This window comes from Nocardioides panzhihuensis, assembly GCF_013408335.1.
In the GTDB taxonomy this organism is placed as follows: Bacteria; Actinomycetota; Actinomycetes; order Propionibacteriales; family Nocardioidaceae; genus Nocardioides; species Nocardioides panzhihuensis.
Map to the genome: position 1 here is coordinate 1,719,303 of NZ_JACBZR010000001.1, position 26,858 is coordinate 1,746,160.

The window sequence follows — 26,858 nt, forward strand, 5'->3', positions numbered from 1 at the left end:
ACGCGGCGGCGTCCCGCACCGTGATCCGCTCAGCGGACCGGCGCCCCCGGGCCCAGCGGGATCCCGAGGCCCCACCAGAGGAAGAACAGTGCGGTCCAGGCCAGACTCATCGCGATCGCCAGCGGCAGCGTGTAGGAGGCGAGGGTGCCGATGCCGGCGTCCTTGCGGTAGCGCTGCAGGAAGCCGAGGGCCATCACGAAGTAGGGGCTCATCGGGGTGATCGCGGTGGAGCCCGAATCCGCGATCCGGAAGAGCGCCTGGGTGGTCTCGGGCGGGACCGAGAGCAGCATCAGCATGGGCACGAGGACGGGTGCGGCGATCGACCACATCGCCGAACCGCTGGTCACCATGATGTTGACGATGCTGAGCAGCGCCAGGACGAGCAGGAAGATCACCCAGACCGGGATGTTGCTGGTCTGCAGCGCCTCAGCCGAGTTGACCGCGATGACGTCGCCCAGATGGCTCCATTCGAAGTAGGCCAGGAACTGGGCGATCGCGAAGAACAGCACCAGCACCGGAGCCATCTGCTTGATCCCCTGGCCCATCAGCGTCGGCACGTCACCGGCCTTGGTGATCGCACCCGACAGCGAGCCGTACACAGTGCCGGCGATGCCGAAGAGGATCGCGACGATCGCGGCGATGCCGGTGAGGAACGGCGACTCGGTCAGCGACCCGTCCTCGCCGCGCAGGGGAGAGGACGGCGGGATCACCACAGCGGCGATGACCACGATCGCGGCCAGGAGGGTGAGCAGGGCCCAGCGGAGCGCCCGGCGCTCGCGGCCGTCGAGCTCGAGGGTGCCGAAGTCGCCGTCGTCGGCGTCCTCGTCGGCGTCGAGGTCGGGCCGCTTGGAGAGGACGAGCTTGGTCATCAGGGTGATCACCGCGGCCAGCAAGATGGAGGAGGCGATGTTGAAGAACCAGTTGCTGACCGGGGAGACGTATGCGCTCTCGTCGACGATCTGGGCCGCGGCGGTGGTGATGCCGGCGAAGATCGCGTCGTTGGGGGTCGGGATCGGGCTGGCGTCGTACCCGCTCGCGATCGCGGTGTAGGCGACCACGATCCCGAGGATCGGGGACTTCCCCACCGCCCGGAAGGCGAGACCGCCGAGCGGGACCAGGATGATGTACGCCGCGGCCGAGGCCACGTGGGCGACGGTGCCGGTGAACGCCACGGCGAAGACCACCCAGCCCACCGGCACCCGCGAGATCCCGACCTTCATCGCGGCGGTGAGGAAGCCGGTGCGCTCGGCGACGGCGACGCCCATGATGACCACGACGATGGTCGCCATCGGCGGGAACTCCGCGAAGTTGGAGACCATCGTGGAGACGGCCATCGCCAGGCCATCGCCGCTGAGCAGATTCTGGATCACGACCTCCTCACCGTCGCTGGGGGAGATCACCGAGACCCCGGCGGCGGCGCAGATCGCGCTGATCACCGCGAGGATGGCGGCGAGGATCCAGAAGAGCCAGAACGGGTGCGGAAGGGCGTTGCCGACGCGTTCGATCACGCCCATGGCGCGGATGATCCACGGCAGTCTGTCGCTGCCCGTGGGAGTTGCGGTGCTGGTCATCGGGGTCACCCTTCGCTGGTGAGGCGGTGGCGGGAGAAGAAGTCCCAGATCACCGTTGCGGACTCGATGGTGCGGGTGACGTGACCGCCACCGGAGTAGATGTTGGCGCCCGGCCAGACGTGGCCGCCGCCGGAGACGGCGACGTGCTGGACGTCGGCGCCCTGGTCGCAACCGGCCCAGCGGGTGGTGGCGACGTCGCGGTTGGTGCGGGTTCTGCTGGTGGTGCAGCCGTTGTGGTCGGCCCAGCCCTGGATCCACTCGGGGATGGCGGGCAGGTCCCGGTCGGCGTCGCCCGCATAGGGGATGGTGGCGTCGGCGACCCCGTGGATCTGCAGGATCGGCGTCGGGGGTGCCTCGGCGCACCCGGCCCGGGTGCCCGGGTAGAGCGCGGGCGCGACCGGCGCGACGGCGGCGAACGTACCCGGCATCCGGCAGGCGAGCAGGGCGGCCAGACCGCCGCCGTTGGACTTCCCGGTGGCGTAGACGCGGGTCGGGTCGATGCAGTGATCGGCCTCGACGGCGGCGAGCAGGTCGGCGGTGAAGGCGACGTCGTCGACGCCGGGCGCCTCGTACGGTGCGCCCTGCCAGGCCTTGCGATATCCGGACCCGGTGCCGATCGCGCCGTCGGGGTAGGCGACCACGGCCGGCAGGTCGGAGAGCTCGGAGTAGCCCTCGACCTCCACGCCGGTGCTGCCGCGACCGTGGAAGGCGACGATCAACGGCCAGTCGTCGCGGCGGTCGTAGCCCTCGGGCAGGCGGAGGACGTAGCTGCGCTCGAGGTCACCGCTGGTCAGCTCGTGCTTCTGGCTGCTGTCGGGCTCCTGGTCCGTGGGCTTGGCGCACGGCGTCCGGTTTGTGGCGGTCTCTGCTCCGGCTCTGGAGGAGGCCGGAGCCAGGGCGGTGACGGCGCTGGGGGTCAATGACGCTCCAGCCACGGCTGTGACGGCGATGACCGGCGCTAGGAAGCGGAGGTGTCGTGGGGACATGTCGTGCTCCTTTCGGGGCGTTTTCGGGTGTGCTGGATCGCCCGGCGACGCGATGTGCGTCCCGGTCGGGTCCCGAGCGTGTGGCTAGGCCGGTGGCCTAGGTGTCGAGCCACTCCTTGATGAAGGCGACAAGACGGTCGGTGGCCTCGGCGAAGATCGCCCGGCCGTCCTCCGCGGTGGCGCGACGGGGGTCGCCGAGCACGCCGCTGGGGGAGAGCCGGTCGTAGGGGAGGGCCACGGCGGGATGGCTCACCGAGCGGGCCAGCCGGGCGAACGGATCGAGCTCGTCGGGCGTGGTGGTGCCCGGGGTGAGCAGATCGCGGCGTACGAGGTGGGGGGCGACGTGCAGCATCTGGGCGGTCTCGGCCTCGCCGCTGTGGCCGCTGACCGGGCTCAGCTCCATGGCGGCCACGGTGTCCTTGGCCAGCACGGTCACCGGTGCCCAGGCGAGCTCCAGGTCGGGCCGGTCGCGCAGCAGGTCCTGGGCCAGGGTGCCGAGCGTGGCGTTGTTGCCCCCGTGCCCGGTGATGACCAGGAACCGGTGCCAGCCGTGGGCGGCCAGCGACTCCACGTACTCACGGACGACGGCGGCGAACAGCGCGGGGCGCAGGCTCACCGTGCCGGCGAAGGCCTGATGATGTGGTGAGACCCCGACCGGTACGCCGGGGCCGATCACCACCTTCCCAGGCAGCGCCTCCGCGACCGCGTCGGCGAGCGCCTCGGCACGGAGCTGGTCGGTGGCCAAGGGCAGGCCGGCGCCGTGCTGCTCGAACGCGCCGACGGGGATCACCACGACGGTCCCGCTCTCGGCGGCCCGCGCGGCCTCGAGGGTGGTCATCTCGGCGAGCTTCGCGGTCATCGGGGCTGCTCCGTGCCGAGGGTGGCAGCGAGCGCCTCGCGGATCGCGAGCAGGTGCTCGCGGGTCAGCGCGGCCGCTGCGTCGGCGTCTCCGTCGCGGACGGCCTCGACGATGCGGAGGTGGTCGGCGTGGTCGCGGTCGCGGTCGGTGTAGCGGTGCCGGATCTCGATCTGGTCGCGTGCCCTGACCTGCAACAGCGCCTCGACGGTCTCTCGCAGCAGCAGGTTGCCGGAGGCGCTGGCGAGCGCGACGTGAAAGTGCAGCTCGGGGCGCTCGTCGGCGTACTGCGGCTTGAGCGCGTTGTCGGCCGAGGACGTCAGCGCGGCGAGGTCGTGGTCCGTACGCTGCGCGGCCGCCGCTGCCGCGACCGGCGGCTCGAGCACGATCCTGGCATCGAGGAGCTCCAGGACGGACTCGCTGCGCGACTCCGAGACGTGCGGGTTGACCAGCAGCCGCCGGTTCACCCCGCCGCTCACGTAGGTGCCCGAGCCGTGGCGGAAGCGGATCACGTCGGTCGCCTCGAGGCGGCGCAGCGCCTCGCGGATCGTCGGTGTGGTCACCTCGAACCGCTTGGCGAGCTCGCGGGAGGACGCCAGGGCGTCGCCAGGCTCGAGACCGGCGGCCTCGATCATGGCGACGATCCCGTCGGCGATGCGTTCAGAGAGCGATGTTGTGTTGCTGGTCACAAGAAGTGACTAAATCACTTATTGAATTATCCGTCAAGGAAGGCGGTGCTTGCAGACAGCTTGCGTAAAGTAGTTATATTCTTGCGTTCATGAGTAGACGTCTTGCTGACGCAGCCGCCCGTGCCAAGGTCTCCGAGGCGACCGTGAGCCGGGTGCTCAACGGCAAGCCGGGGGTCTCCGAGGCGACCCGCGAGCGGGTGCTGACCGCGCTCGACGTGCTCGGCTACGAGCGGCCGGTGAAGCTCCGCGGCGAGCGCGCCAGGCTGGTGGGACTGGTCCTGCCCGAGCTGCAGAATCCGATCTTCCCGGCGCTCGCCGAGGTCCTCGGTGCCCACCTCGCGCAGCAAGGTCTGACCCCGGTGCTCTGCACGCAGACCGCCGGCGGGGTGACCGAGTCGGAGTACGTCGATCTGCTCCTGGAGCAGCAGGTGGCCGGCGTCGTCTTCGCCGGCGGCGCCTACGCCCAGCGGGACGCGGACCATGCCCACTACGACCGTCTGGCCGGACGCAACCTGCCCGTCGTGCTCATCAACGCGGCCATCGACCACCTGCCCTTTCCTCGGGTGGTCTGCGACGACGCCGATGCGATGGAGCAGGCTGCTGAGCACCTGATCTCGCTGGGGCACGAGCGGATCGGGCTGGTTCTGGGACCGCGCGACCACGTTCCCTCCGAGCGCAAGCTGGCCGCCTTCCGCGTCGTCTGCGACCGGACCGGCGTGCCGTTCGACGAGGATCTGGTCGTGCGCAGCCTCTACTCGCTCCAGAGCGGACAGGCTTCCGCGGCGCGGCTGGTCGCGCAGGGCGCGACCGGCATCGTGTGCGCCAGCGACCCGCTTGCGCTGGGTGCGGTCAGGGCGGTCCGCCGGGCCCGGCTCTCGACGCCCGGAGACGTGTCGGTGATCGGCTTCGACGACTCGGCATTCATGGCGTTCACCGACCCGCCGCTGACCACGATCCGGCAACCGATCGAGGCGATGGGCCGGGCGGCGGTCGATTTCCTCGTGAGCCAGGTCGACGGCACGCTCGGGCCGGTCGACGAGCTGCTCTTCGAGGGCGAGCTGGTGGTCCGACGATCGACCGGACCCGCAAGTCAGCGCGCAAAGTCTTGAAATTAATTACGCACTGTCAAGTTCTTGCGCCCCTTCTGTGGCTGGCTCTACGGTCGCTGCACGCCGTCAAGGTGACGGCTGTCACACGAGTGTGAGTTACCGCTGAAGCGGAGCCCGAAGCGATGAGCACTGAGCACGGAGAGCGCCCCGCCGACTGGTGGCGCTCGGCGGCCATCTACCAGATCTATCCGCGCAGCTTCGCCGACGGCAACGGCGACGGCACCGGCGACCTCGCCGGGGTCCGGGCACACCTGACCTATCTGCGCGACCTCGGGGTGGATGCGATCTGGTTCACGCCGTGGTTCCCCTCGCCGATGGCCGACGGCGGCTACGACGTGGCCGACTACCGCGCGATCGACCCGATCTTCGGCGACCTCGCCGAGGCGGAGGCGCTGATCCAGGACGCCCTCGAGCTCGGTATCCGCACGATCATCGACATCGTCCCCAACCACGTCTCCGACCAGCACCGATGGTTCCGGGCCGCGGTCGCTGCCGGGCCGGGTGCACCCGAACGGGAACGGTTCTGGTTCCGAGACGGCCGCGGAACCGATGGCGAGCTGCCGCCCAACGACTGGACCTCGGAGTTCGGCGGCACACCATGGACGCGGCTGACGACGCCCGACGGCGTCCCCGAGCAGTGGTACCTGCACCTCTTCTCCGCCGAGCAGCCCGACCTCAACTGGCAGCATGAGGACGTACGCCGCGAGCACGAGGAGATCCTGCGGTTCTGGTTCGACCGCGCCGTCGCCGGGATCCGGATCGACTCCGCCGCGCTGCTCGCCAAGGACCCGGCCCTCCCCGAGGTCCCCGACGACCCGCGACCGGGCGAGCACCCCTACGTCGATCGCGACGAGCTCCAGGAGATCTACCGCGGCTGGCGGCGGATCGCGCAGGAGTACGGCACCGACCGGGCCCTGATCGGAGAGGTCTGGCTCCCCGACACCGCCAGGTTCATCCGCTACCTGCGCCCCGACGCCCTGCACGCGGCGTTCAACTTCGACTTCATGACCGCGCCGTGGGACGTCGAGGCGCTGCGTACCTCCATCGACACGACCCTGCGCGTGCACGGCGAGGCCGGCGCACCGGCCACCTGGGTTCTCTCCAACCACGACGTCACCCGGCCGGTGACTCGCTACGGCCGCGTGGACACCGCGTTCGCGTTCGAGACCAAGCGCTTCGGCATCCCCACCGACCGGGCTCTGGGTGAGCGTCGGGCCCGGGCGGCAGCGATGCTCGCGATGGGCCTGCCGGGGGCGTACTACCTCTACCAGGGTGAGGAGCTGGGCCTCGACGAGGCCGACATCCCGCTCGATCGGATCCAGGATCCGATGCACTTCCGCAGCGGTGGAGTCGACCCCGGACGGGACGGCTGCCGGGTGCCGCTGCCGTGGAGCGGGGACCGGCCTCCGTACGGCTTCAGCACACCGGGCACGAAGACCTGGCTGCCGCAGCCCGACGGCTGGGCCCGGCTGACCGCGCAGGCGCAGTCGGCCGACCCGCGCTCGATGCTGTCCCTGCACCGGATGGCACTGCTCATCAGGCGTACGCACCCCGACCTCGCCTCCGGCGACTTCCAGTGGATCGAGGCCGGTCCCGGGATCATCGCCTTCCGCCGCGGCGCGCACTTCGCGTGCGTGGTCAACCTGACCGACACGGCCGTGGCGCTGCCGAGCAGCGACCACGTCTGGCTCGCCAGCTCGCCGCTCGAGGCCGGCCGGCTCGCCCCCGATGCCGCGGTCTGGCTGCGGCCCACGACCTGAGACCCCACCACAACATCCAGGAGACAGACCATGAGAACCACTCGGTTGCGCAGTGTCGCGCTCGCCGCGGTCGCGGCTGTCGTGCTCGGCTCGCTCGCCGCGTGCGGCGAGACGTCGGACGACAGCGACGGCGTCACGATCACCGTCGAGGGCTGGCGCCCCGGCGACAAGCAGGCCACGATCGACGCCGTGAAGGAGCAGGCGGCGGCCTTCAACAAGGAGCATCCCGACATCACCGTGAAGCCGGTGGAGTGGCAGTGGAACGCGCAGACGTTCCCCGCCCAGCTCGCCGGTGGCACGCTGCCGATCTCGTTCCGGGTGCCGTTCACCGACACCAAGGGCCTCGTCGAGCGGAAGCAGGTGGCCGACGTCGACGCCGAGGTCCGCGAGCTGCCTTACTTCGACAAGCTCAACCCCACTGTGGTGGCCGCGGCTCAGGGCACTGACGGCAAGGTCTACGGGCTGCCCTCCGACGTCTACGCCAACGCGCTCCACTACAACCGCGATCTCTTCACGAAGGCCGGACTCGACCCGGACGCGCCGCCGACCACGTGGGAGGAGGTGCGCGCCGCCGCCAAGCAGATCCACGAGCGGACAGGGGCCACCGGCTACGCCGAGATGACGACGGGCAACACGGGTGGCTGGATCCTCACGACTCTGACCTACTCCCTGGGCGGCCGCATGGAGACGCAGGACGGCGACACCTTCACCGCGACCGTCGACAACCCGCAGACCGAGGAGGCGCTGCAGCTGCTCCACGACATGCGCTGGACCGACAAGTCGTTCTCCGGCAGCACCGCCTACGACTGGAACAGCATCAACCAGGCGTTCGCCGCGGGAAAGGTCGGGATGTACATCAGCGGATCGGACATCTACAACGGCCTCGTCACCACTTCGGCGATCGACCCGAAGATGTACGGGCTGACGGCTGTTCCGATGGGCGACTCGCCCGACGCCGGCGCCCTCGGCGGTGGGTCGGTCAACGTGGTCAGCGCCAAGGCGAGCGAGGCGGAGGCCGAGGCCGCGGTGGCGTGGGCTGACTTCTTCCGGGTCCGCAAGTACACCGACCAGGACGCGGCCGTCGCCGACGCCAAGACCCAGACCGCGGCCGACCAGCCCGTCGGCACACCGACGTTCCCGATCTTCGACGAGGCGTCCTACACCACCTACCAGGACTGGGTGAAGGACTACGTCAACGTGCCGCTGGAGCAGATGACCGGCTACACCTCGAAGATGTTCGACCTCACGCTGGTCGCCGAGCCGCCCGCGCAGACCCAGGCCGTGTACGGCGCGCTCGACCCGGTCGTCCAGAAGGTGCTCAGCGACGAGGACGCCGACATCCCGGAGCTGCTGAAGGATGCCGACGCGTCGGTGCAGCAGATCCTGGACAAGGGCTGAGCGTGGTTCTCGACATCTCCCGGGTAGGTGGGCCGGCCCTCGCGAGAGGGCCGGCTCGCCGGCGTACGTCGCTCGTCTCGGTCGTCGGCAGGTGGTGGCGCGGCGGTGCGGCGACCCTGGTGTTCCTGCTGCCCATGCTCGTCGTCTTCGGGCTGTTCTCCTGGTGGCCGATCGCCCGGACGGTGGTGATGAGCCTGCAGGAGACCAACCTCGTCGGAACCGCGGAGTGGGTGGGGCTGGAGAACTTCCGCACCGTGCTCGCCGACCCCCTTCTGCCGGTGGCGTTGCGCAACACGGCCGTCTTCGCGGCGATCGCGTTCGTCTTCGGGTATCCGATCCCGCTGGTCATGGCGGTGGTCTTCAGCTCGCTGCGCAGGCTCCGTGGGCTCTACGCCTGCCTGGCGTACCTGCCGGTCGTGGTGCCGCCCGCGGTCGCGGTGCTGCTGTGGAAGACCTTCTACGACGCCGGGCCCGGGGGAGTGTTCAACACGATCCTGGGCTGGGTCGGTATCGCGCCGGTGCCGTGGCTGGAGTCGGCCGACTGGGTGCTGCCGTCCTTGGTGATGGAGGCCACCTGGGCCGCGGCCGGCGGCACGGTGATCATCTATCTCGCCGCGCTGACCACGGTGCCGCAGGAGCTCTACGACGCCGCCTCGGCCGACGGGGCGGGCGTGCTCGGCAAGGTCTGGCACGTCACGCTGCCGCACCTGCGGCCGGTGCTGCTGATCACCTTGATCCTGCAGATCATCGGCACCGCGCAGGTCTTCCTGGAGCCGTACCTGTTCACCGGCGGCGGGCCTTCGCACGCGTCCTTGACGCTGCTGCTCCTGATCTACGAGTACGCCTTCGGCAGCACGACCGGCGGCGGCGACTACGGCCCGGCGACCGCGCTGAGCCTGATGATGGCGGTCGGGCTGGCGCTGCTGTCCTGGGCCTACTTCCGGCTCACTCGAGGATGGAGCGACTGATGAGCTTCGTATCCTCCCTCGACCGACGGCGTGCGCCGGTGCGTTGGGGCCTTCGCGGCGTGCAGGCGGCGATGCTGCTCGGGCTGGTGGTCGTCTGCCTCGGGCCGTTGTTGTGGCTGGTGAAGTCGGCGGTCACACCGACCCAGGACACGCTGCGCTCGCCGATCTCGCTGTGGCCGAACGGCCCGGACTTCTCGATCGTGTCGCAGGCCTGGACCGAGCTCGGGCTCTCGTCCTACCTGGTCAACACGGTGGTCATCGCGGCCGGGTCATGGGCAGTCCAGGTGCTGGTCGCCACCACCGCCGGGTATGCGCTCTCGGTGTTGCGCCCACGTCTGGGCCGAGCCCTCTACGGCGCCGTGCTCGCCACGATGTTCGTGCCGATCGTGCTGCTGCTTGTGCCGCTCTACCTCACCGTGCTGAGCCTGCCGGTCGTGGGCTGGTCGCTGGTCGGGACGTACGCCGGTGCGTTCCTGCCCGCCGGCGCGTCGGCGTTCAACGTGGTGATCATGAAGCGGTTCTTCGACAGCCTTCCCCGAGAGATCCTGGACGCCGCGCGGATCGACGGCGCCGGACCGTACCGGCTGTTCTGGTCCGTCGTCCTGCCGATGTCGCGGCCGGTGCTCGGTGTGGTGTCGGTCTTCGCGGTGCTCGCAGCCTGGAAGGACTTCATCTGGCCGCTGATCGTGCTGCCCGACCCGGCCAAGCAACCCATCGCCGTCCGGCTTCCGTCCATCGCGCCGGCCACGGACCTCTCCGTTCTGCTCGCCGCGATGGCGATCTCCGCCGCGTTGCCGATCCTCTTCTTCCTCGTCTTCCAGCGGTTCTTCCTGCGCAGCGACGGTCTGGAAGGAGCCGTGAAGGGTTGAGGACGGCGGAATCGTGCTCTCAGCTCGCGCCCGCGCCGGCGAGCTGGGCGTTCAGGGCGCGGCGGAGGCGGGCGACCGGGCCGGGGCTGTCGATGCCGAGGGCACCGACAGCGCTGCCTTCGCGCCGGTAGAGGACGAACCCGTCGCCGTGGTCCTCCTCGTCGGCTGCGGTGGTCTCGCCGACGACCTGGATCCGGTGGCCGTGCCAGGTCGACCACGCGAACGGGACCGAGGCGAAGGCCTCGGCGGCTCCGGCGGCGTTGGCGCCGGCGACCCGGCCCTGCTCACCGGCGGCGGTCCAGTGTTCGCTGCGTACCCCGTCGACGCAGGCGATGTCGCCCGCGGACCAGACGGCGGGAGCGCTCGTGGCGAGCCGGCTGTCGCAGAGCACGCCGCCGGTGCGCGGGTCCAGGGCGACACCGCTGTCGCGGAGCCATGCGGTGGCCGGGCGCGCGCCGATGCCGAGCACCACGGCATCGGCGGCCAGGGTCTCGCCGGAGCTCAGCTCGACCTTGTCGACGCCGAGGTCGGTCGAGCGGATGCCGGACACGGTCGTCGCGGTGAGCAGCCGCACGCCGGCGTCGGTGTGGAGCTGCATCAGCCGCGCGGCGGCGCCGGTCCCGACCGCCCGCTCCAGCGGCCGGCCGCCCGCCTCCACGAGGGTGACATCGATGCCGCGGGCGCGGGCCGCCGAGGCGATCTCCGAGCCGATGAACCCGGCGCCGACGATCACCACCTCTTGCGAGCGGGTCAACGCCTCCCGCACGGCGAGCGCGTCGTCGTAGCTGCGGAGCACGTGCACCCCGCGGACCCCGGCCAGCTCGGGCAAGGTCGTCGCGGCGCTGCCGGTGGCGACGACCAGGGCGTCGTAGCCGAGCTCTCCGGCGGTGGTGGTCACCGTCCGGCGCTCCGTGTCGAGAGCCACCGCGCGCACCCCCGACAGGTGGCGTACCTGCAGCGTCTCGAGCACCTCGCTGGACCGGAGCGCCGGCACCGCCGGGGGCTCCTCGGCGGAGAGCACGGCCTTCGACAGCGGTGGGCGGTCGTACGGAGCGTGCGGCTCGTCGCCGACGACCGTGACCGGTCCGGCCCAGCCGGCAGCGCGCGCCCCCTCGACGGCTCGGATCCCGGCCAGGCCGGCTCCGACGACGAGGAGATGACGGTGGTGGGGAGATGACATGGTTCGGTTCCGTCTCGTCGGGCCAGGCTCAGCCGAGGAGGCGGAGCGCGGAGACCGGGCAGGAGTCGATGGCAGCCTTGACGTAGCCGCGATCGGGGTCGGGCACCTCGTCGGTGAGGACGTCGACAAGGCCGTCGTCGCCGACCTGGAAGTAGTCGTCGGCCTGCGCCTCGCACATGCCGATGCCCTCGCACACCGTCTTGTCAGCTTCTATGGCACTCACAGCATTGACTCCTTCAGCGGGACGAAGTCGACCTTCTCGCGTACGCCGCAGTCCGGGCAGCACCAGTCGTCGGGGATGTCTCGCCAGGCGGTGCCGGCCGCGAAGCCCTCCAGCTCGTTGCCGGCCGCGACCTCGTAGACGTAGCCGCAGCCGGGGCAGCGCCCCGCGGCGATCTCATCGGCGAAGGTCTGCCGGGTCACGTCGTCGATCTCCTCGAGAGCCGGCTCGGCGGCGGGCGGCGGGAACTCGGCCAGCAGCTTGTCGAGCCGGCCGGGACGTACGTTGGCCAGCCGGACGTCGCCGTCGAAGTGATCGACCACGCGCTTGTCCATCACTCGCCGCCACAGCGGCGGGACCAGGGCCAGCACGATCATCCCGGCGTACCCGGTCGGCAGGGCCGGGGACTCCCGGTAGTCACGCAGGGTCTGGTAGCGCCGGGTCGGGTTGGCGTGGTGGTCACTGTGTCGCTGCAGGTGGTAGAGGAGCACGTTGGTGGCGATGTTGTTGGAGTTCCACGAGTGCATCGGCAGCACCCGCTCGTAGCGCCCGGACGTGGTCTTCTGGCGCAGCATCCCGTAGTGCTCCAGGTAGTTGACGACCTCCAGCAGGGAGAAGCCGATGACCGCCTGGAGGACGAGGTAGGGCAGGATCTCGACGCCCAGCCACAGCGTCATGCCGGCCCACAGGACAGCGCTCATCAGCCAGGCGTTGAGGACGTCGTTGCCGAGGTGGAACGGGTGGGTGCCCTTGCGCCGGTAGCGCTTGGCCTCCAGGCCCCAGGCGCTCTTGAGGGAGCCGGACACCGTGCGGAACCAGAACGTGTAGAGGTTCTCGCCGAGGCGGGAGGAGGCCGGGTCCTCGGGTGTCGCGACGCGTACGTGGTGGCCACGGTTGTGCTCGATGTAGAAGTGGCCGTAGAAGCTCTGCGCGAGCGCGATCTTGGACAGCCAGCGCTCGTGGCTCTCCTTCTTGTGGCCGAGCTCGTGGGCGGTGTTGATGCCGATGCCGCCGATGAACCCGATCGTGAGGGCGAGGCCGATCTTGTTGGCCAGCGGCCAGTCCTGAGTCGCGATCAGGTACATCGCGAAGGCGAACCCGGCGTACTGGATCGGCAGGAACGCGAAGGTGATGTAGCGGTAGTACCTGTCCTCCTCGAGCTCCTCGATGAGGTCGTCGGGCGGGTTTGAGCGGTCCAGACCTGCCACCAGATCGATGGCGGGGACCAGGCCGAGGACGACGAACGGACCCGTCCACAGGAACACGCCCCAGCCGGTCAGGGCGTAGCCGCCGACCGCGATGAAGGCGAAGGACGGCACGACGAGGCCGAGGAGCCACAGATAGCGCTTCCGGTCTCGCCACCTCGCGGTGGAGCTCTGATCGACGGTGCCGCTGGCGTCGAGTGTCATCTGCTGCCTCCTGTGAGGTCGGTTACGTCTCCTGTCAGAATGGACGTACGCAGCAGCGAAGTCTCTGGCCGATCAGCCGAATCGGTCAGGAAAAACTGTGATTGTTCACAGTGGGCTCCGTGAGGAAGGTGTCGTGGTAATCGAGTGCTAGCAGCAGGTCTCCCGCACGCTCACGCAGCGGGCGGCCCAGGAGACCCTCGGCCTGGGTGAGGCGGTAGCGGATGGTGTTCTTGTGGATGCCCAGCCGCTCGGCGATCCTGTCGGCCGTCTCGGCCGAGGTGAGCACCTCGCGGACGGTCTCGCGGAGCCGGCCATGGGGCGGGTCGGCCAGACCGCGCAGCGTCGCCCGGGTGAACCGCTCGGCGGCCGCGGGGTCGTGCGCGACGAGGACCAGAGCGGCCACATCGTCGTAGGCGGTGAGCGGCTCCCGCCGCCCCGGAGCCAGCGCGACCCGCTGGGCAGCCTGTGCGTCGAGGTGTGCGGCGACGAATCCGTCCAGACCGCTCCCGCCGACGCCCAGCGTCACCCGGACGGCTGCCGGGTCGATCCCGGTGTCGGTCACGGTGTCCGGCCGCTCGCCCAGCGCGAGCCAGGCCCACATCTCCCGGCCGCCGGGGCGAACCAGGACCGACCGGGCGGGCCCGATCCTGCGAGTGACCGCGGAGAGGGCCGGCTCGAGCTGTTCGATGGAGTCGGCGGTGAGCGCGTGCGCCACCAGGGCGATGTGGCCCGCGATGTTGACCGGGTGGCCGTCGAGGGCGGCGGACAGCTCGGAGGGGGCGACGCTGCGGTCGCGCAGCGCCTCCGAGACCACCTCGAAGCGGCGGGCGTCGCCGCGCTGCCGGATCCGGTTCGTCTCCGCCTGGTGGATCAGCACCGACTGCTCGACCGAGGAGCCGAACCAGGTGGTGGCCTTCGTCCAGAACCAGACCAGCAGGGCCTCGTGGTCGAGATCGCTGGGCGCCTGCCGGACGACCTGCACTGCGAAGTCCCAGCTCGCCTCCTGGGCTCGCTGGTAGACCTTGAGCAGCAGCGGGAGACCGAGATGGCGGCGCGCGGCCTCGAGCGCGATGGCGCGTGCGGTCGGGACCAGCTCGAACTCCGCGTCCGGCAGCGTGATCCGGTCGAGGAAGGCGTACCAGTGCTCCTCGACGGCCTTCAGGAGCAGGGGTCGCAGATCGGCCAGATCGATCTCGCCGTCGGCCAGGATCGCGTCAACGGTCGACGCAACCCACCTGGCCACCTCGTCCGGCCGGCGCTGCTCGTCGGCGAAAGCCGTCAACCAGGCAGCGAGATCGGTCATCGCGCTCACCCCTCTCCGTCGTTGGGCGGTGCGTTCCGGCAGTTTATAGATCGCCGGTCCGGCGACCGTCGGATCTGTCGTCCGCCGAGCACCTTCGCCGGGCTCCGAGGTGGCGTCGATCTCCGGGTGACGGCATGCTGGCTGCCCCAGCAACGACCAAGCCGTACGGCACTCGAGAGGCTGATGCCGATGACCCCCGCCGCACAGAGAGCCACGATCGCAGCCGTCCAGGTCCTCGGGCTCGCCGTGTGGTTCTCGGTGTCCGCGGTGGTCCCGAGCATCCAGGCCGAGTGGGGGACCAGCAGCACCCAGGCGGTGTGGCTCACCGGCACCGTGCAGCTGGGATTCGTCACGGGCGCGCTGACCTCGACCGTCCTGAACCTCGCCGATCGGTGGTCCGCACAGGTCCTCATGGGCGCCAGCTCGTTGCTCGCGGCGGTCTGTACGGCCCTGCTCGCGTGGTTCGCCGACGGTCTCGCCATCGCGCTGGTCCTGCGCTTCGCCACCGGCTTCTTCCTCGCCGGCGTCTACCCGGTCGGCATCAAGCTGATGGCGTCCTGGGCTCCCCGTACGAACCGCGGCCTGGCGATGGGGCTGCTCATCGGCGCGCTCACCATCGGCTCCACCCTTCCGCACCTCATCGGCGGTCTGGTGACGCTTCCGTGGCGTGACGTGCTGCGGGTGACGTCGGTCGTCGGCGTGCTGGGCGCCGTGCTCGCCGTCGCGGTCGTCCGCCCTGGTCCGCACCTGGCTCGAGGGCCGGTCACGCTGCATCCGCGGTATGTGCTCACGATGTTCGCCGAGCGTGGACCCAGGCTCGTCAATCTCGGCTACTTCGGCCACATGTGGGAGCTGTATGCGCTGTGGACCTGGATCCCGGCGTACCTGCTGCACTCCCGCGCCTCCGAGCAGCTGGGCGATGGCCGCTCGCTGCTCGTCTTCGTCAGCATGGGACTTTTCGGCCTCGCGGGCTGTCTCCTGGGCGGATGGGCGGCCGACCGGTACAGCCGGCGCGCCGCTGCCGTCACCGCGCTGTCGGTCAGCGGCGCCTGCTGCGTGCTCTCACCGTTGGCCTTCCTCGCGCCCGCACCCGTCGTCGCGATCTTCTGCGCCGTGTGGGGAGCATCCGTCATCGCCGACTCCGGCGTCTTCTCGACGGCTCTGTCCGAGGTCGCCGACAGCCGCTTCGTCGGCACCGCGCTCAGCGCCCAGACCGCCATCGGCTTCGCCCTCACCGTCGTGAGCATCCAGCTGACCCCGCTCGTGGCTGCCGCCTCCAGCTGGCAGTACGCCTTCCTGCTCCTGGTGCCTGGTCCTGTCCTCGGGGCGCTTGCGATGTGGAAGCACGATCGTTCCGGTTAATCGCGTCGCGCGCGGGCGCTCCGCCCGCTATCGTTCTCTGCGATGGGAACTCTGAAGTAAACGATCGGGACGCTGCGTCGAGATTTCTCCGCAGCGGGTCCTGAGCGACCGCGTCGTCTGATCGGCATGCTCGAGGTCCGTTTCCGATCCCGCATCTGCTGATGCGTATCGCCGCGGCGGTCGACCGTCGTGAAGAGGAGTCCTCTTGTTCCCGTCTGCTTCCATCACCTCCACCGTCCGCAGCCACCGCATCTGCGAGCTGCGCTCGGCCACCGTCCGCTTCGCCGAGCGGGTCGTGCTCGACCGTGTCGACCTCGTGGTCGGCGCGACCGACAGGCTCGCCGTCATCGGCGACAACGGCGCCGGCAAGTCCACCCTGCTCGACCTTCTCGCGGGCGTAGTGGCGCCGGTCGCAGGGGAGACCCGTGTCGTACTTCCCGGCGGCATCGCACACGCCTCGCAGGCACCCCGGTTCCCGGCCGGAGCGACGGTGCACGATGCCGTCGACCTCCTGCTCGCGGACCTGCGGGCGCTCGAGTCGCGCATCCAGCAGTGCTCCGAGCGTCTGTCCGTCGCTGAGGCGCACGAGCAGCCTGCGTTCCTCGAGGAGCTCGGCGACCTGATCGACAGGTTCGAGGCCCGCGACGGCTATGGCGTGGACCAGCGCGTCGATGCCGCGCTGGATCAGCTCGGCCTGGGTGGCATCGACCGGCATCGCCCGGTCGCCGGGCTCTCCGGAGGCGAGCGCGCACGGCTCGCCCTCGCGGTCGCGCTGTCGTCCAACGCCGAGCTCCTGCTGCTCGACGAGCCGACGAACGACCTGGACGACTCCGCCCTGACCTGGGTCGAGGAGCGGCTGGCCGCGCATCGCGGAGCGCTGGTGGTGGTCACCCACGACCGCGTCTTCCTCGAGCGCTTCGCCGACGACATCGTCCAAGTACGCGACGGTGGGCTGCGCCGCTATGGCAACGGCTACGCCGGCTTCCTGGTGGCGCGCGCGACCGAGCGACGCCGACAGGCGGAGCGGCACGAGCAGTGGAGGGCCGAGCTGGCCCGCAACGAGGCGCTCGTCGAGGCGAACGCGTTCCGTCTCGAGGCGATCCCGCGCAAGCTCGAGCTCGACGGCTTCGGTCACGGCGCCTTCCGCGCGCGCAGCCGCGACCACGGGGCGATGGGTCGGATCCGGATGGCGAAGGAGCGCGTCGCCCGGCTGCGGGCCGAGCCCGTCGCACCGCCGCCCGAGCCGCTTCGGTTGTCCGCCGGGCTCCAGTCCGAGGACCCGCCGCCCGAGGGGCACTACCTCGCCCTTCACGACGTACGCCGCGACGAGGGCGCCCGGCTGCGGATTGCCGGGTGGACGCTGAGCCCCGGGGACCGCTGGCTGGTGACCGGACCGAACGGCGCCGGCAAGACCACGCTCCTGCGGCTGCTGGCCGGCGAGATCGCGCCAGATACGGGGGTCGTCGAGCGTTCCCCGGGCGTGCGGGTCTCGTGGCTGCGGCAGGAGGTCGCGGTCCCGCCCGCGGGCTCGGTCGTCGCCGTGTTCGCACGCACCCTCGGGATCCACGGCGACGACGCAGCCGAGCGTCTGCGCCGGTTCGGACTGCTGCGCGAGGAGGACCTGAGGTGCCAGGTGCGGGCGCTCTCGGTCGGTCAGCGTCGCCGTCTCGACCTGGCGATGGCGTTGGCGGACCCGGGCGGCGTACTGCTGCTCGACGAGCCGACCAACCACCTCGACCCCGAGCTCGTCGACCAGCTCGAGGACGCTCTCGACGACCACCCCGGCGCCGTCGTCACGGTCACGCACGACCGTCACTGGATCCGCCGCGCCTCCGCCTCGCGACGAGTGCGCGTATGCGGAGGCGCGGCGGAGGTGGTCACTCCGGCCGATCCCGGGGGCGGGGTCGATTGATCGTGGACGGCCCTCCGGGCCGGGGGCGTCAGGCCTCGGCCCGGACCCTGCCGCCGATGGCGTGGTCGATGCTGGCGCGCCCGGGGCCGGCCACGGCCAGGGCGATCGCGCTCGCGGAGACGACCGCGACGAGCTCCCAGCCGCCCTGGTCGACGAAGACGCCGGAGCTGCGGTGGGCGAACCAGAACGCGCCGACCATGTCGACGACGACCAGTGCCGCGGCCACCGGAGTGAGCAGGCCCAGCAGGAGCAGCGCGCCTCCGACGAGCTCCACCAGGGCGGCGAAGGTTGCGGCCGCCTGGGCCACCGGCACACCCATCGCCTCGAACGACTGCGCGGTGCCGTCGAGTGTGTAGGTGGCGAACTTCTGCCAGCCGTGCGCGATCAGGACGGTGCCGATGAGGACACGGGTGAGCAGCAGGCCGACGTCGGCGGTGGGGGAGGGGAACGGGCGTCCGAGCTTCATGGGGTTTCCTCTTCTGGGTGTGGTGGTGCGCCGGATCACTGTGATCCGGGTCAGCGGGTGATGGGTCAGGCGGGAAGCGTCGTGATCCAGGACCTGAGCTCGTGCAGGGCGGTCGCGGTGATGCCGTGCGCGCCCTCGTCGCGGTGCGCCGTCGTCGGCGCGCCGGAGCGGTGCAGCAGGTAGCACCACGTCCGGTCGAGCAGATCGCGCGGGATGACGTGGTCGGCCTCGCCCTGCGCGACCAGTACCGGCAGGTCGGCCAGGCGGTCGTCCTCGACCGGGACCCCGGCGTCGAAGGGGAGCGTGCCGTACAGGATGGCGGCGCCGGCGAACCGCGCGGGTTCCTGGAGGATCAGTCCGCCGGCGAAGGCGGCGCCGCCGCTGAACCCGACCAGGACGACGGGCCGCCCGGAGGGCGCGACGTCGTCGAGCCAGGTCCGGAACCAGCCCATCGTCTCGGCCAGCGACTCGGCGACCGGCCGGCCGATGCCACGGTTGGCGAACCAGGCGAACCCGCCGCCCTCGGCGATCGGGGCGCGCACGGCGACGTAGGCGGGGCCGGCGGGGAGGTGCCGGGCCAGCTGGATGATCTCTTGCTCGTGCGAACCGCGCCCGTGCAGCAGGACCACCAGCGGCGCGGCCGGGTCGGTGCTTCCGTAGGTGGCGGTGTGCACCATCGTCTGTGTCGTCATCAGGCGTCGTCCCGGTTGAGCTCGGCGGCCGTCCGAACTCCGCTCCAGCGGGCGACGTCCTTGGCCAGGTCGAGCCGGTCGATGGGAGCGGAGTTCTCGAACTCGCCCCAGTCAGCTCGGGGCAGCATCCACATCACCTCGAACTCGTTGCCGTCGGGGTCGGCGCCGTAGACGCTCTTGGTGGCGCCGTGGCTGGACTCTCCGGTGAAGGCACCGAGCTCGGCCAGGGTCATTTGCGCCTGCTCGAGCTCGTCGATCGTGTCGACCTGCCAGGCGAGGTGGTAGAGGCCGAGGGAGCCGCGGGGGCGTGGCGGCTGGGCGCCGACCCCGAAGAGGCCGAGGTCGTGGTGGTTCCCCGAGTGGCGAAGCCGCAGAAACGCCGCGTTGGCACGGGGCTCGCGAGCCATGACCGTCATCTCGAACGCAGCCTCGTAGAACGTGATGCTGCGCTCCAGATCGGAGACGAACAGCACGGCGTGGTTGAGCCGGACGGGGTTGACGGGCATCTGGAGCTCCTCGGGAAACTTGTCGCTACAACTAAACTGACATGGAATAGTTGTAGCGTCAAGTTATTGGTTGTAGCGTCAAGCGACCGGCTACGATGAACACCGTGGACGACGTCTGGCTGGATGAGCAGGAGATGGCCGCGTGGCTGCGCCTGATCGCCATCGTGGAGCTGCTGCCCGGAGTGCTCGACTCCCAGCTGCGTCGCGACGCCGGCCTGACACACTTCGAGTACTTCGTCCTGGCCATGCTGTCCGAGACCGAGGACCGTACGCTGCGGATGACGGCCCTGGCGCACCGCACCAACGCGACGCTGGCGCGCCTGTCCCACGTGGTGCGACGGCTCGAGGAGCGGGGCCTGGTCGAGCGGTTCCCGTGCCCGGAGGACGCGCGTGCGACGAATGCTCGGCTCACCGCCGGCGGCTGGGACGCCGTGGTCGCGGCTGCGCCCGGACACGTCGTGAACGTCCGCAGCCACGTGCTCGACGGGCTGACCGCGGAGCAGGTGCGGCAGCTGACCGACGTCGGCGACGCGCTGCTCGCCCGTCTGGATCCGCAGGGCAGGATGACCGCCCTGTATCGGCCCTAGGAGATTCCGGATTCCACCCTCCAAAGTGGGTGGTGGCCGGATGTGAGCGGTGTCACGATCGCTCGGGGAGGGAGCAGAACCTCCGGGCGCAGGCGTCCGGAGCCTCGATCTCGGAGGTGCTCCGCATGACAGAAATTCAGGAAGACATCGGCATGGAGCCGTCCATCGGACGGCACTCCGTGGGAAGGCGACGGTTTCTCGGCTACCTGATCGGCGGCACCACCGTCGTCGCGGCCGCAGAGCTCGGACTGCTGAGTGGGCAGGTCGCGGCCAAGATACCGAGCGCGCCGCAGGTCTTCGATGCGTACGATCTCAGTGACCTGCTGACCCACGCCGCCCAACCGACCTCGGGCCTGATCACCGTGACGATCAACGAGGACGGGACCGCTAGCTTCGCGCTGCCACGCGCCGAGGTGGGGCAGGGCATCACCACGGCGGCGGCGATGATCATCGCCGAGGAGCTCGACCTTCCGCTGAAGAAGATCGACGTCACCCTCGCGCCGGCCCGACCGGAGCTGGTCTGGAACCAGATCACAGGCGGGTCCAACACGATCCACGCGATGTACACGCCGATCCGGGTGGCTGCGGCGGTGGCGAAGAAGGCGCTGTTGGAGGCCGCGGCCGCGCAGCTCGACGGCGCCGTCGACGAGCTCGAGACCCGCGACGGCGTGATCACCGACGCGCTCGGCAACAGCCTCACCTACGGGGAGCTCGCCGCGCAGGCGGCCAGCCCGGACACCAAGGCGGTCGAGGTCGGCCTCAAGGACGAGGCGAAGTTCACCCTTCTCGGCAAGCCGACCAACCGGATCGACGCGCTCGACGCGGTCACCGGCAAGAAGGTCTACACGACCGACCTGGACGTGAAGGACGCGCTGCCGACGATGCTCTGCCGGGCGCCCACGCTCAACGGCAAGCCGAAGAAGGTGCTCAATGCCGCCGAGGTCAAGGCGATGCCCGGGGTCACCCACGTGGCGATGGTCCCGACCGGGGTGGCGGTGCGGGCCCGAACCTTCGGCCAGTGCATCGACGGCGTACGCGCCCTGCGGGTCGACTGGGAGGACGGCCCGGTCGCGGGGGAGTCGGACCAGGACATCCTCTCCGGGGTGAAGGCTGCCGAGCTGCCGATGCCATCGCTGCCCAACACTCCGATCGCCAAGACGATCGCGTACGACTTCACGTTCTGGTTCCGCAGCAACTCGCCGATGGACACCAACAGCGCCATCGCCGACGTACGCAGCGACCGTGCCGAGATCTGGTCAGGGCTCAAGAACCCGATCGTCACCCAGCAGCAGATCGCACTCGAGCTGGGCCTGACCCCGGACAAGGTGAAGGTCAACGTGATGCAGGCCGGAGGCTCCTTCGGCCGGCGGCTCTTCTTCGACGGAGCGATGGAGGCGGCCCAGGTCTCCAAGGCGATGGGCGTCCCGGTCAAGCTGATGTGGCACCGGTCCGACGACGCGCGGGTCGGCCGGGCCCACCCGCTGGCCACCTCGCGCGTCCGGGCGATGCACGCCGCCGGCGAGGTGCTCGCCTTCCAGCAGAGCCACACGGCCGTCGAGATGGACCTGCGGCACGGCTTCGGTGAGATCGTCACCGCGCTGGCCGCCGACCTGCCCGCCGGGCTGGGCAACTTGGGTTACGCCCAGACGATCTTCACGCTGACCTCGGGGATCCCCTACGACTTCGGGGTGCTCACCCAGACCCTGAACGAGACCGACACCCGGTTCAACACCGGCGCGATGCGCAACGTGTACTCGCCGGACGTACGCACCGCCAACGAGCTCGTCGTCGACCAGCTCGCCAAGGCGATGGGGAAGGATCCGCTCGCCTTCCGGCTGGCGTTCTGCCGCAACGAGCGTGTCCGCGGCGTCTTGAAGAAGGCCCGCGAGGTGGCCCAGTGGGGCAAGCCGATGCCGGCCGGGACCGCCCAGGGCGTCGCGGTGCACGTGGAGTACAAGGGCGCGTCGGCCTGTGTCGTCGAGATCGACTGCCGGCCCGAGACGGTCGGACGCAAGGTGCGCGACGCGGTCACCGGACCGCGGGTCATGAAGGCGACGATGGTCACCGACGTCGGCCAGGTGATCAACCCGCGCGGCGTCGAGGCACAGATGCAGGGCGCCATCAACGACGGCATCGCGATGACGCTGACCAGCAGCCTGCACCTGGTCGACGGCCACTTCGAGGAAGCCAGCTGGGACAACTACTTCTACACCCGGCAGTGGAACACGCCGCCGGAGATCGAGGTGGTCATCATGGACTCCGCCGAGCCCCCGGGTGGCGTCGGCGAGGCCGGGGTCGCCCCGACCGCGGCAGCGGTTGCCTGCGCGTACGCCCGGGCTGTGGGCAAGGTGCCGACCGAGTTCCCGATCAACCATCGAGACCCGCTCGCGTTCGAGCCGAAGCCGCGTACGCCACCGATCCCGCCGTCCCCGACCGACGGCCTGCGCTGGACCTACTGAGGAGATCGAGATGCCTGAACAGACCTTCATCCTGAACGGCGAGCCGGTCACCGTCGACGTCGAGGACGACGTCCGCGTCCTGTGGGTGCTGCGCGACATCCTCGGCGTCAAGGGGCCGAAGTACGGCTGCGGCATCAATGTCTGCAAAGCCTGTACGTCGCACATCAACGGCAAGGCCTTCAACCCGTGCGCGGTGCCCGTGGGCAAGCTCGGCGCCAAGGACGAGATCACCACCATCGAGGGGCTCCCCGGCGAGGTGCCCGAGTCAGAGCGCGGCGAGCACGGCCTGCACCCGATGCAGGAGTCGTGGCTCGACAACGACGTCGCCCAGTGCGGCTACTGCCAACCCGGTCAGATCATGGCCGCGGTGGCGCTGGTGAAGAAGGTCCGCGCCGAGGGCCGCACCATCACCGACGGCGATCTCGACGGTATCCGCAACATCTGCCGCTGCGGCACCTACACCCGGATTCGCGAGGCGATCCGGGAGGGCGAGCAGCGGATGTGACCGGTGCCGCGGGCCGCCCTCACTCCGGGGCCGTGAGGGCGGCCTGGATGGTGCCGTCGATCAGCCCGGCGGCGTCGGCCGCGTCGATCTCGCCGCGGTAGACGGCGCCGGAGGCGGCGTGGAGCACGCTCTGGAGCAGGGTGAGCTGCCACTGGAGCGGCTGGTCGTCGCGGAAGCTGCCCTCGCTGCGGCCACGCTCCATCAGCGGCTTCCAGCGGTCGATCAGCCCGACGTGGATCGCCTGGAACTGCTCGTGGGGCATGCTCTGCTCGGCCGCGACGATCAGCGCTCCGTACTGCTGGGTCAACCGCCACGACGCCTCGAGCAGCCTGCGCAGTGCGGCCCGGGGGTCGCCGTCGAGGTCGACGGCGCCGAGCGCCTCGTCGGACTGCTGGATCGCGCGCTCGACGACCTGGGTGACCAGGGTCGCGCGGGACTCGAAGTGGCCGTAGAGGGTCACCCGGCCGACGCCGGCGGCCTTGGCGATCTCGGCGACGCTGACGTCGGGGTCACGGGCGAGGCAGGCGGTCGCCGCGTCCATGATCGACTCGATGTTCTTGAGCGCGTCGGCGCGTTTCACGGTCGTCATCGACGAGTCCTCCCCGGAGATAGTGAACGTCAATGTACAGGTTAGGCGCCCGGGGCCCGGTCACCGTCGTCCGGCCGGCCACGCGCAGATCACCTTCGCGCGGACGGTGGCACCGAGGCGTCGATAGAACCGGATGGCGGCGTCGTTGTCGGGTTGTACGCCCCAGGTGATCGCGAGGTCGCCGGAGCGTCTCGCCAGCTCGGTCATGAGCAGTCGGCCGACACCGGCGTCGCGGTGCCCGGGACGGACGTAGAGGTCGTCGAGGGCGATGACGTCGCTGCCCGACCACAGGTGCAGGCGGCGTACGGCGGAGACGTAGCCGACCGGCTCCCCGTCGGCCTCGGCGAGCAGGACGGTGATCTCCGGGCGCTCGAGATAGCCGGCCCACTGCTCGGCGGTCACGGTGACCGAGGCGGATTGGGCCTGGTGGGCCGCGATCTCGCCGATGAGCGTGTGGACGGTCTTGGCGTCGTCGCGGGTGGCGTCGCGTACGACGATCTCTGCTGGCACGTGCTCGGTCATGCCGGCTCCTGCTCGGTGGCGGTGTGGGCTTCGGTGTGGGCTTCGGTGTGGGCGTGGTGTGCGTGGCTGACGGCGTACTCGTCGGGGCGGGCGAGCATGGCGACGAGCATGAAGAGCAGCATGAGTACGTGGCCGAGGAGCATCAGACCGTCCGCGTCGATGACCCCAAGCCAGAGGAATGGGAAGAGGAGCACGAAACCTGCGTACATCGCGGCCGACATCTCGACGATCGGCCTCGCCCCGTGGCCGCGGAAGCGCATCCACGCAGCCATCGGGATCACCATCGCGGTGGACATGACCAGCGAGTCGATGTCGGCGCGATGCACCCACGCGCTAGCCGGCTGGTCGCCGACGGCGAGCTGCCAGAGCGGGTAGAGGACCATCATCCCGACGGCCATCGCGATGACCATCTGGAGGTAGTGGATCGCGAACGATCGGACGCGCGATCTCGGGGCTCGTGTCTTGGTCATGGCTCGGTCTCCTTGTCGGTTCACTGGTGGATCTCAGGGGATGCCGGGCGCCCGGGGATCAGGACGACGGCGACGACGGCGGCGAGCGCGGCGATCACGGCTGCGACCAGGTAGGCCCGCTCGAAGCCGGCGGTGGTGCCGTCGACGAGGCTGGCCGCGGCGACGCCGGACATCACCGCCGCGCCGAGCGAGGCGCCGAGCTCGTGGAAGGTGCTGAGGATGCCGGAGGCGACGCCCGCGAGATGCGGCTCGACCTGGCTCAGCGCGGTCGCAGCGGCCACGACGAACAGGACGCCGAGCCCGGCAGAGCCGACGCTGACCGCGACGACGGTCGTCAGCGTGCTCATGCCGAACGCGGGCACGACGAGCCCGGCGGCGGCGATCGACAGCCCGACGACACCGAGGGTGCGGGCGCCGAGGCGTCCGATGAGCCTGCCGCCCATCTGCGCGCCGACCATGGTCGCGGCGGCGACCGGCAGGAACAGCAGCCCGGTCGTGAGTGGCCCGTGTCCGGCGGCGCTCTGCAGATAGAAGGTCCCGAGGAAGAAGACCGCCACCATCAACCCGGTCGCGACGAACAGCACGAAGGTGCCGGACAGGACCGGTCGCCGGGAGAGCAGCGCCGGGTCGATGAGCGGGTGTCGCGTACGCCGCAGCCAGCCGCCCAGGACGGCGTACCCGACGATGCCACCGACGAGGAGAAGGGCGGTGCGGCTCGAGGTCCAGCCCTCGTCGCCGGCCTCGATGAAGCCCAGGATCAGCAGCCCGGTGGCGGCGGTGACGATGAGCGCGCCGACGAGGTCGAGCCGCGCGTTGCCTCCCCACGCCGGCAGCGGCGGAAGCTGCCGGGCGAGCACGAGAGCCACGACGATGCCGACGGGCACGTTGATCAGGAAGACCCACTCCCAGCCGGGCCCCGCGGTCAGGGCTCCGCCGAGAAGTACGCCGATCGCGGCCCCGCCCGCCCCGAGCGCCGACCAGATCCCGAGCGCCCGGTTGCGCTCCTCGCCGTCGAAGAGCCGCACCACGATCGAGAGGGCGGCGGGGGAGAGCATCGCCGCCCCGACGCCTTGAGCCACCCGCCCGCCGATCGCCAGCTCCGCGCTCGTGGCGAGACCGGTGGCCAGCGACGCCACAGTGAACGTCGCGAGCCCCGCGAGCACTACCGGCTTCGGGCCGAACAGGTCAGCCATCCGGCCGCCGAGCAGCATCAACCCGCCGAAGGCGAGCGTGTACGCACTCACCACCCAGGTCAGCGCATCCCGCCCCAGCCCGAGGTCCGCGCCCATGTGCGGCAGCGCGATCGCCACCACTGTGACGTCGAGGATCAGCATGAACTGCGCGAGCCCCAGCAGGCCGAGCAGCCGCCATCGCCGAGGGTCTGCAGCCTGCTCCACTGTCGCGTCTTCGGCTGTCTTGTCTGTCATGGGGTCTCCTCGGCTCGCTTAACATGAACACTGCTGTTCGAGATTAACTTGAACAGCAGTGTTCGACAAGAGAGTTTTCGAGAACCTAGCCAATTTCTGTATGTTCGGTCAGTACCTGCCCGGATCCAGCAGGGAGCGCCTGGAATGAAGATGTCGCCGCCGCCGGACTGCCCGCCCGTGCCTTGTTCCGTGATCTAGCAGAAAGTGCATGGGATGCAGCCTTCTGACCCGTACAACTCCGGCGCCTCAAGTGGGAGCCGACGTACGACTCGACTGCCCAAACCATTTGGCTGGGTCGTCGCGGTGCTCGTCGTCATTGCCGGGGCATTCGTCACCTATCAGGGCGTAACCGATGCCGAGCTGAGCGGTCCCGGACGCGGAGTGGCGCTGTCATTGGGCCTCGCGTTGGTTCTGGGTGCCGTCGCACTGGTGCTGGCGCTGGTTCCCACCAGTGGGAAAGGGCGTGTGGGGTTGACCGAAGACGGTCGGACGATCGAACTCAGGATGAGAGCGCGTACGCCGCTGACCATGCTGCTGGTGGGTATCGGATTCACGGGGTTCTTCTTGGCAGCAGGAATCGCCGTGGGCGTTCCCGGTGGGGGAGTGCTCGTCTGGGCGATCGGGCTCCTGTTCGTCATCCTCATCCCGGACTCGGTCAGGGCGCTGACGCGCAAGCCCACCCTGCGTTTGTCCGCGGACAAGGTCGACCTTCGCGGCTGGACCACCGACGTCAGTCTTGCCTGGGACGACATTCATACCGTTCTGTACGTCGACAGCGACCCGATCCGTCCACGGCTCAATCTCCTCGGTCGAACGACATCGCCCTCGTTCGCAGCGAAGAGCAGCAAGCTGATCGTCCCGATGGACCGAAAGCCCAAGCGTCCCGAGGTCTCGGTGTATCTCGCGGCGTTTGATGAACCCGACCGGTTGCGTGTTGCTCTCGAGCATCTCCAGCGGATGAGCGCTGGCGAGCGGGCGTCTTGGATCGGGCCGGGCGCGGTAGAACTGCTGGATGGGACGCTGCAGCGGGCCTGAGCCCCCGA

General features: G+C 70.1%; 26 protein-coding genes. 11 read left to right on the forward strand and 15 right to left on the reverse strand.

Annotated features, from left to right (window positions below):
* Nucleotides 1–29: 29 nt before the first annotated feature.
* From BJ988_RS08005 to BJ988_RS08020, 4 genes are all read right to left on the reverse strand, one after another.
* On the reverse strand, nucleotides 30–1,571 hold the full coding sequence (locus tag BJ988_RS08005) for an AbgT family transporter (RefSeq protein ID WP_179657545.1): 1,542 nt from the start codon (nucleotides 1,569–1,571) through the stop codon (nucleotides 30–32).
* 5 nt (nucleotides 1,572–1,576) lie between these two features.
* Nucleotides 1,577–2,557 (reverse strand): CE1 family esterase, encoded by a 981-nt coding sequence (locus BJ988_RS08010; protein WP_179657546.1) that lies wholly within the window; start codon nucleotides 2,555–2,557, stop codon nucleotides 1,577–1,579.
* 97 nt (nucleotides 2,558–2,654) lie between these two features.
* On the reverse strand, nucleotides 2,655–3,416 hold the full coding sequence (locus BJ988_RS08015; protein ID WP_179657547.1) for a creatininase family protein: 762 nt from the start codon (nucleotides 3,414–3,416) through the stop codon (nucleotides 2,655–2,657).
* Nucleotides 3,413–4,102: an FCD domain-containing protein gene (locus BJ988_RS08020; RefSeq protein WP_179657548.1), complete on the reverse strand. Its 690-nt coding sequence runs from the start codon at nucleotides 4,100–4,102 to the stop codon at nucleotides 3,413–3,415. Before BJ988_RS08020 ends, BJ988_RS08015 begins: the two co-directional genes overlap by 4 nt.
* An 89-nt stretch (nucleotides 4,103–4,191) precedes the next feature.
* On the opposite strand from BJ988_RS08020, the gene BJ988_RS08025 reads away from it, so the two are divergent.
* The 5 genes from BJ988_RS08025 to BJ988_RS08045 all read left to right on the forward strand — a co-directional run bounded on the left by BJ988_RS08025 (nucleotide 4,192) and on the right by BJ988_RS08045 (nucleotide 10,206).
* Entirely contained in the window at nucleotides 4,192–5,211 is a 1,020-nt protein-coding gene (locus BJ988_RS08025; protein ID WP_179657549.1) for a LacI family DNA-binding transcriptional regulator, read from the forward strand.
* A gap of 122 nt (nucleotides 5,212–5,333) precedes the next feature.
* Nucleotides 5,334–6,971: a glycoside hydrolase family 13 protein gene (locus BJ988_RS08030; protein ID WP_179657550.1), complete on the forward strand. Its 1,638-nt coding sequence runs from the start codon at nucleotides 5,334–5,336 to the stop codon at nucleotides 6,969–6,971.
* A gap of 30 nt (nucleotides 6,972–7,001) precedes the next feature.
* On the forward strand, nucleotides 7,002–8,369 hold the full coding sequence (locus BJ988_RS08035) for an ABC transporter substrate-binding protein (protein WP_179657551.1): 1,368 nt from the start codon (nucleotides 7,002–7,004) through the stop codon (nucleotides 8,367–8,369).
* A gap of 2 nt (nucleotides 8,370–8,371) precedes the next feature.
* A complete protein-coding gene (locus BJ988_RS30335; RefSeq protein WP_343051532.1) occupies nucleotides 8,372–9,337 on the forward strand; it encodes a carbohydrate ABC transporter permease in 966 nt (321 codons plus the stop codon).
* Entirely contained in the window at nucleotides 9,337–10,206 is an 870-nt protein-coding gene (locus tag BJ988_RS08045; RefSeq protein ID WP_179657552.1) for a carbohydrate ABC transporter permease, read from the forward strand. Before BJ988_RS30335 ends, BJ988_RS08045 begins: the two co-directional genes overlap by 1 nt.
* Nucleotides 10,207–10,225: 19 nt before the next feature.
* Here the strand turns inward: BJ988_RS08045 and BJ988_RS08050 are convergent, their stop codons facing one another.
* The 4 genes from BJ988_RS08050 to BJ988_RS08065 form a co-directional block, all read right to left on the reverse strand.
* Complete coding sequence (locus tag BJ988_RS08050) at nucleotides 10,226–11,386, reverse strand: NAD(P)/FAD-dependent oxidoreductase (RefSeq protein ID WP_179657553.1); 1,161 nt, start codon at nucleotides 11,384–11,386, stop codon at nucleotides 10,226–10,228.
* A gap of 28 nt (nucleotides 11,387–11,414) precedes the next feature.
* Nucleotides 11,415–11,609 carry a ferredoxin gene (locus BJ988_RS30930; RefSeq protein ID WP_179657554.1) on the reverse strand — a complete coding sequence of 65 codons (195 nt, stop codon included), beginning with the start codon at nucleotides 11,607–11,609 and terminating at the stop codon, nucleotides 11,415–11,417.
* Complete coding sequence (locus BJ988_RS31285; protein ID WP_179657555.1) at nucleotides 11,606–13,015, reverse strand: fatty acid desaturase; 1,410 nt, start codon at nucleotides 13,013–13,015, stop codon at nucleotides 11,606–11,608. The genes BJ988_RS30930 and BJ988_RS31285 overlap by 4 nt, the downstream gene beginning before the upstream one ends.
* Before the next feature lie 85 nt (nucleotides 13,016–13,100).
* Entirely contained in the window at nucleotides 13,101–14,318 is a 1,218-nt protein-coding gene (locus BJ988_RS08065) for a PucR family transcriptional regulator (protein ID WP_179657556.1), read from the reverse strand.
* Between the two features lie 189 nt (nucleotides 14,319–14,507).
* Between BJ988_RS08065 and BJ988_RS08070 the strand changes: the two genes are divergently transcribed.
* Together BJ988_RS08070 and BJ988_RS08075 are read left to right on the forward strand one after the other, a co-directional pair.
* A complete protein-coding gene (locus BJ988_RS08070; protein ID WP_179657557.1) occupies nucleotides 14,508–15,680 on the forward strand; it encodes an MFS transporter in 1,173 nt (390 codons plus the stop codon).
* 250 nt (nucleotides 15,681–15,930) lie between these two features.
* The gene (locus BJ988_RS08075; protein ID WP_179661379.1) at nucleotides 15,931–17,592 is read left to right on the forward strand and encodes an ABC-F family ATP-binding cassette domain-containing protein; all 1,662 of its coding nucleotides are present in this window, start codon (nucleotides 15,931–15,933) and stop codon (nucleotides 17,590–17,592) included.
* A 28-nt stretch (nucleotides 17,593–17,620) separates the two neighbouring features.
* On the opposite strand, the gene BJ988_RS08080 is transcribed toward BJ988_RS08075, so the two are convergent.
* The 3 genes from BJ988_RS08080 to BJ988_RS08090 form a co-directional block, all read right to left on the reverse strand.
* A complete protein-coding gene (locus BJ988_RS08080; RefSeq protein WP_179657558.1) occupies nucleotides 17,621–18,058 on the reverse strand; it encodes a DoxX family protein in 438 nt (145 codons plus the stop codon).
* Between the two features lie 65 nt (nucleotides 18,059–18,123).
* Nucleotides 18,124–18,750, reverse strand: a complete 627-nt coding sequence (locus BJ988_RS08085) for an alpha/beta hydrolase (protein ID WP_179657559.1) — start codon at nucleotides 18,748–18,750, stop codon at nucleotides 18,124–18,126.
* Nucleotides 18,750–19,256 (reverse strand): VOC family protein, encoded by a 507-nt coding sequence (locus BJ988_RS08090; protein ID WP_179657560.1) that lies wholly within the window; start codon nucleotides 19,254–19,256, stop codon nucleotides 18,750–18,752. The genes BJ988_RS08085 and BJ988_RS08090 overlap by 1 nt, the downstream gene beginning before the upstream one ends.
* 104 nt (nucleotides 19,257–19,360) lie before the next feature.
* Between BJ988_RS08090 and BJ988_RS08095 the strand changes: the two genes are divergently transcribed.
* The 3 genes from BJ988_RS08095 to BJ988_RS08105 all read left to right on the forward strand — a co-directional run bounded on the left by BJ988_RS08095 (nucleotide 19,361) and on the right by BJ988_RS08105 (nucleotide 22,807).
* Nucleotides 19,361–19,843, forward strand: a complete 483-nt coding sequence (locus BJ988_RS08095; protein ID WP_343051533.1) for a MarR family winged helix-turn-helix transcriptional regulator — start codon at nucleotides 19,361–19,363, stop codon at nucleotides 19,841–19,843.
* A 125-nt stretch (nucleotides 19,844–19,968) separates the two neighbouring features.
* Nucleotides 19,969–22,302 (forward strand): molybdopterin cofactor-binding domain-containing protein, encoded by a 2,334-nt coding sequence (locus BJ988_RS08100; RefSeq protein ID WP_246321434.1) that lies wholly within the window; start codon nucleotides 19,969–19,971, stop codon nucleotides 22,300–22,302.
* A gap of 10 nt (nucleotides 22,303–22,312) precedes the next feature.
* The gene (locus BJ988_RS08105; RefSeq protein ID WP_179657562.1) at nucleotides 22,313–22,807 is read left to right on the forward strand and encodes a (2Fe-2S)-binding protein; all 495 of its coding nucleotides are present in this window, start codon (nucleotides 22,313–22,315) and stop codon (nucleotides 22,805–22,807) included.
* A 19-nt stretch (nucleotides 22,808–22,826) separates the two neighbouring features.
* Here the strand turns inward: BJ988_RS08105 and BJ988_RS08110 are convergent, their stop codons facing one another.
* From BJ988_RS08110 to BJ988_RS08125, 4 genes are read right to left on the reverse strand one after another with little or no spacing between them, the layout of a single operon-like run.
* Entirely contained in the window at nucleotides 22,827–23,396 is a 570-nt protein-coding gene (locus BJ988_RS08110; protein ID WP_179657563.1) for a TetR/AcrR family transcriptional regulator, read from the reverse strand.
* Between the two features lie 60 nt (nucleotides 23,397–23,456).
* A complete protein-coding gene (locus BJ988_RS08115; RefSeq protein WP_179657564.1) occupies nucleotides 23,457–23,918 on the reverse strand; it encodes a GNAT family N-acetyltransferase in 462 nt (153 codons plus the stop codon).
* Nucleotides 23,915–24,388, reverse strand: a complete 474-nt coding sequence (locus BJ988_RS08120; RefSeq protein WP_179657565.1) for a hypothetical protein — start codon at nucleotides 24,386–24,388, stop codon at nucleotides 23,915–23,917. Before BJ988_RS08120 ends, BJ988_RS08115 begins: the two co-directional genes overlap by 4 nt.
* Nucleotides 24,389–24,408: 20 nt before the next feature.
* Nucleotides 24,409–25,815, reverse strand: a complete 1,407-nt coding sequence (locus tag BJ988_RS08125; RefSeq protein WP_179657566.1) for an MFS transporter — start codon at nucleotides 25,813–25,815, stop codon at nucleotides 24,409–24,411.
* Nucleotides 25,816–26,118: 303 nt separating this feature from the next.
* Here BJ988_RS08125 and BJ988_RS08130 point away from each other — a divergent pair, with 303 nt between their 5' ends.
* Nucleotides 26,119–26,850 carry a hypothetical protein gene (locus BJ988_RS08130; RefSeq protein WP_179657567.1) on the forward strand — a complete coding sequence of 244 codons (732 nt, stop codon included), beginning with the start codon at nucleotides 26,119–26,121 and terminating at the stop codon, nucleotides 26,848–26,850.
* The last annotated feature ends 8 nt before the right edge of the window (nucleotides 26,851–26,858 follow it).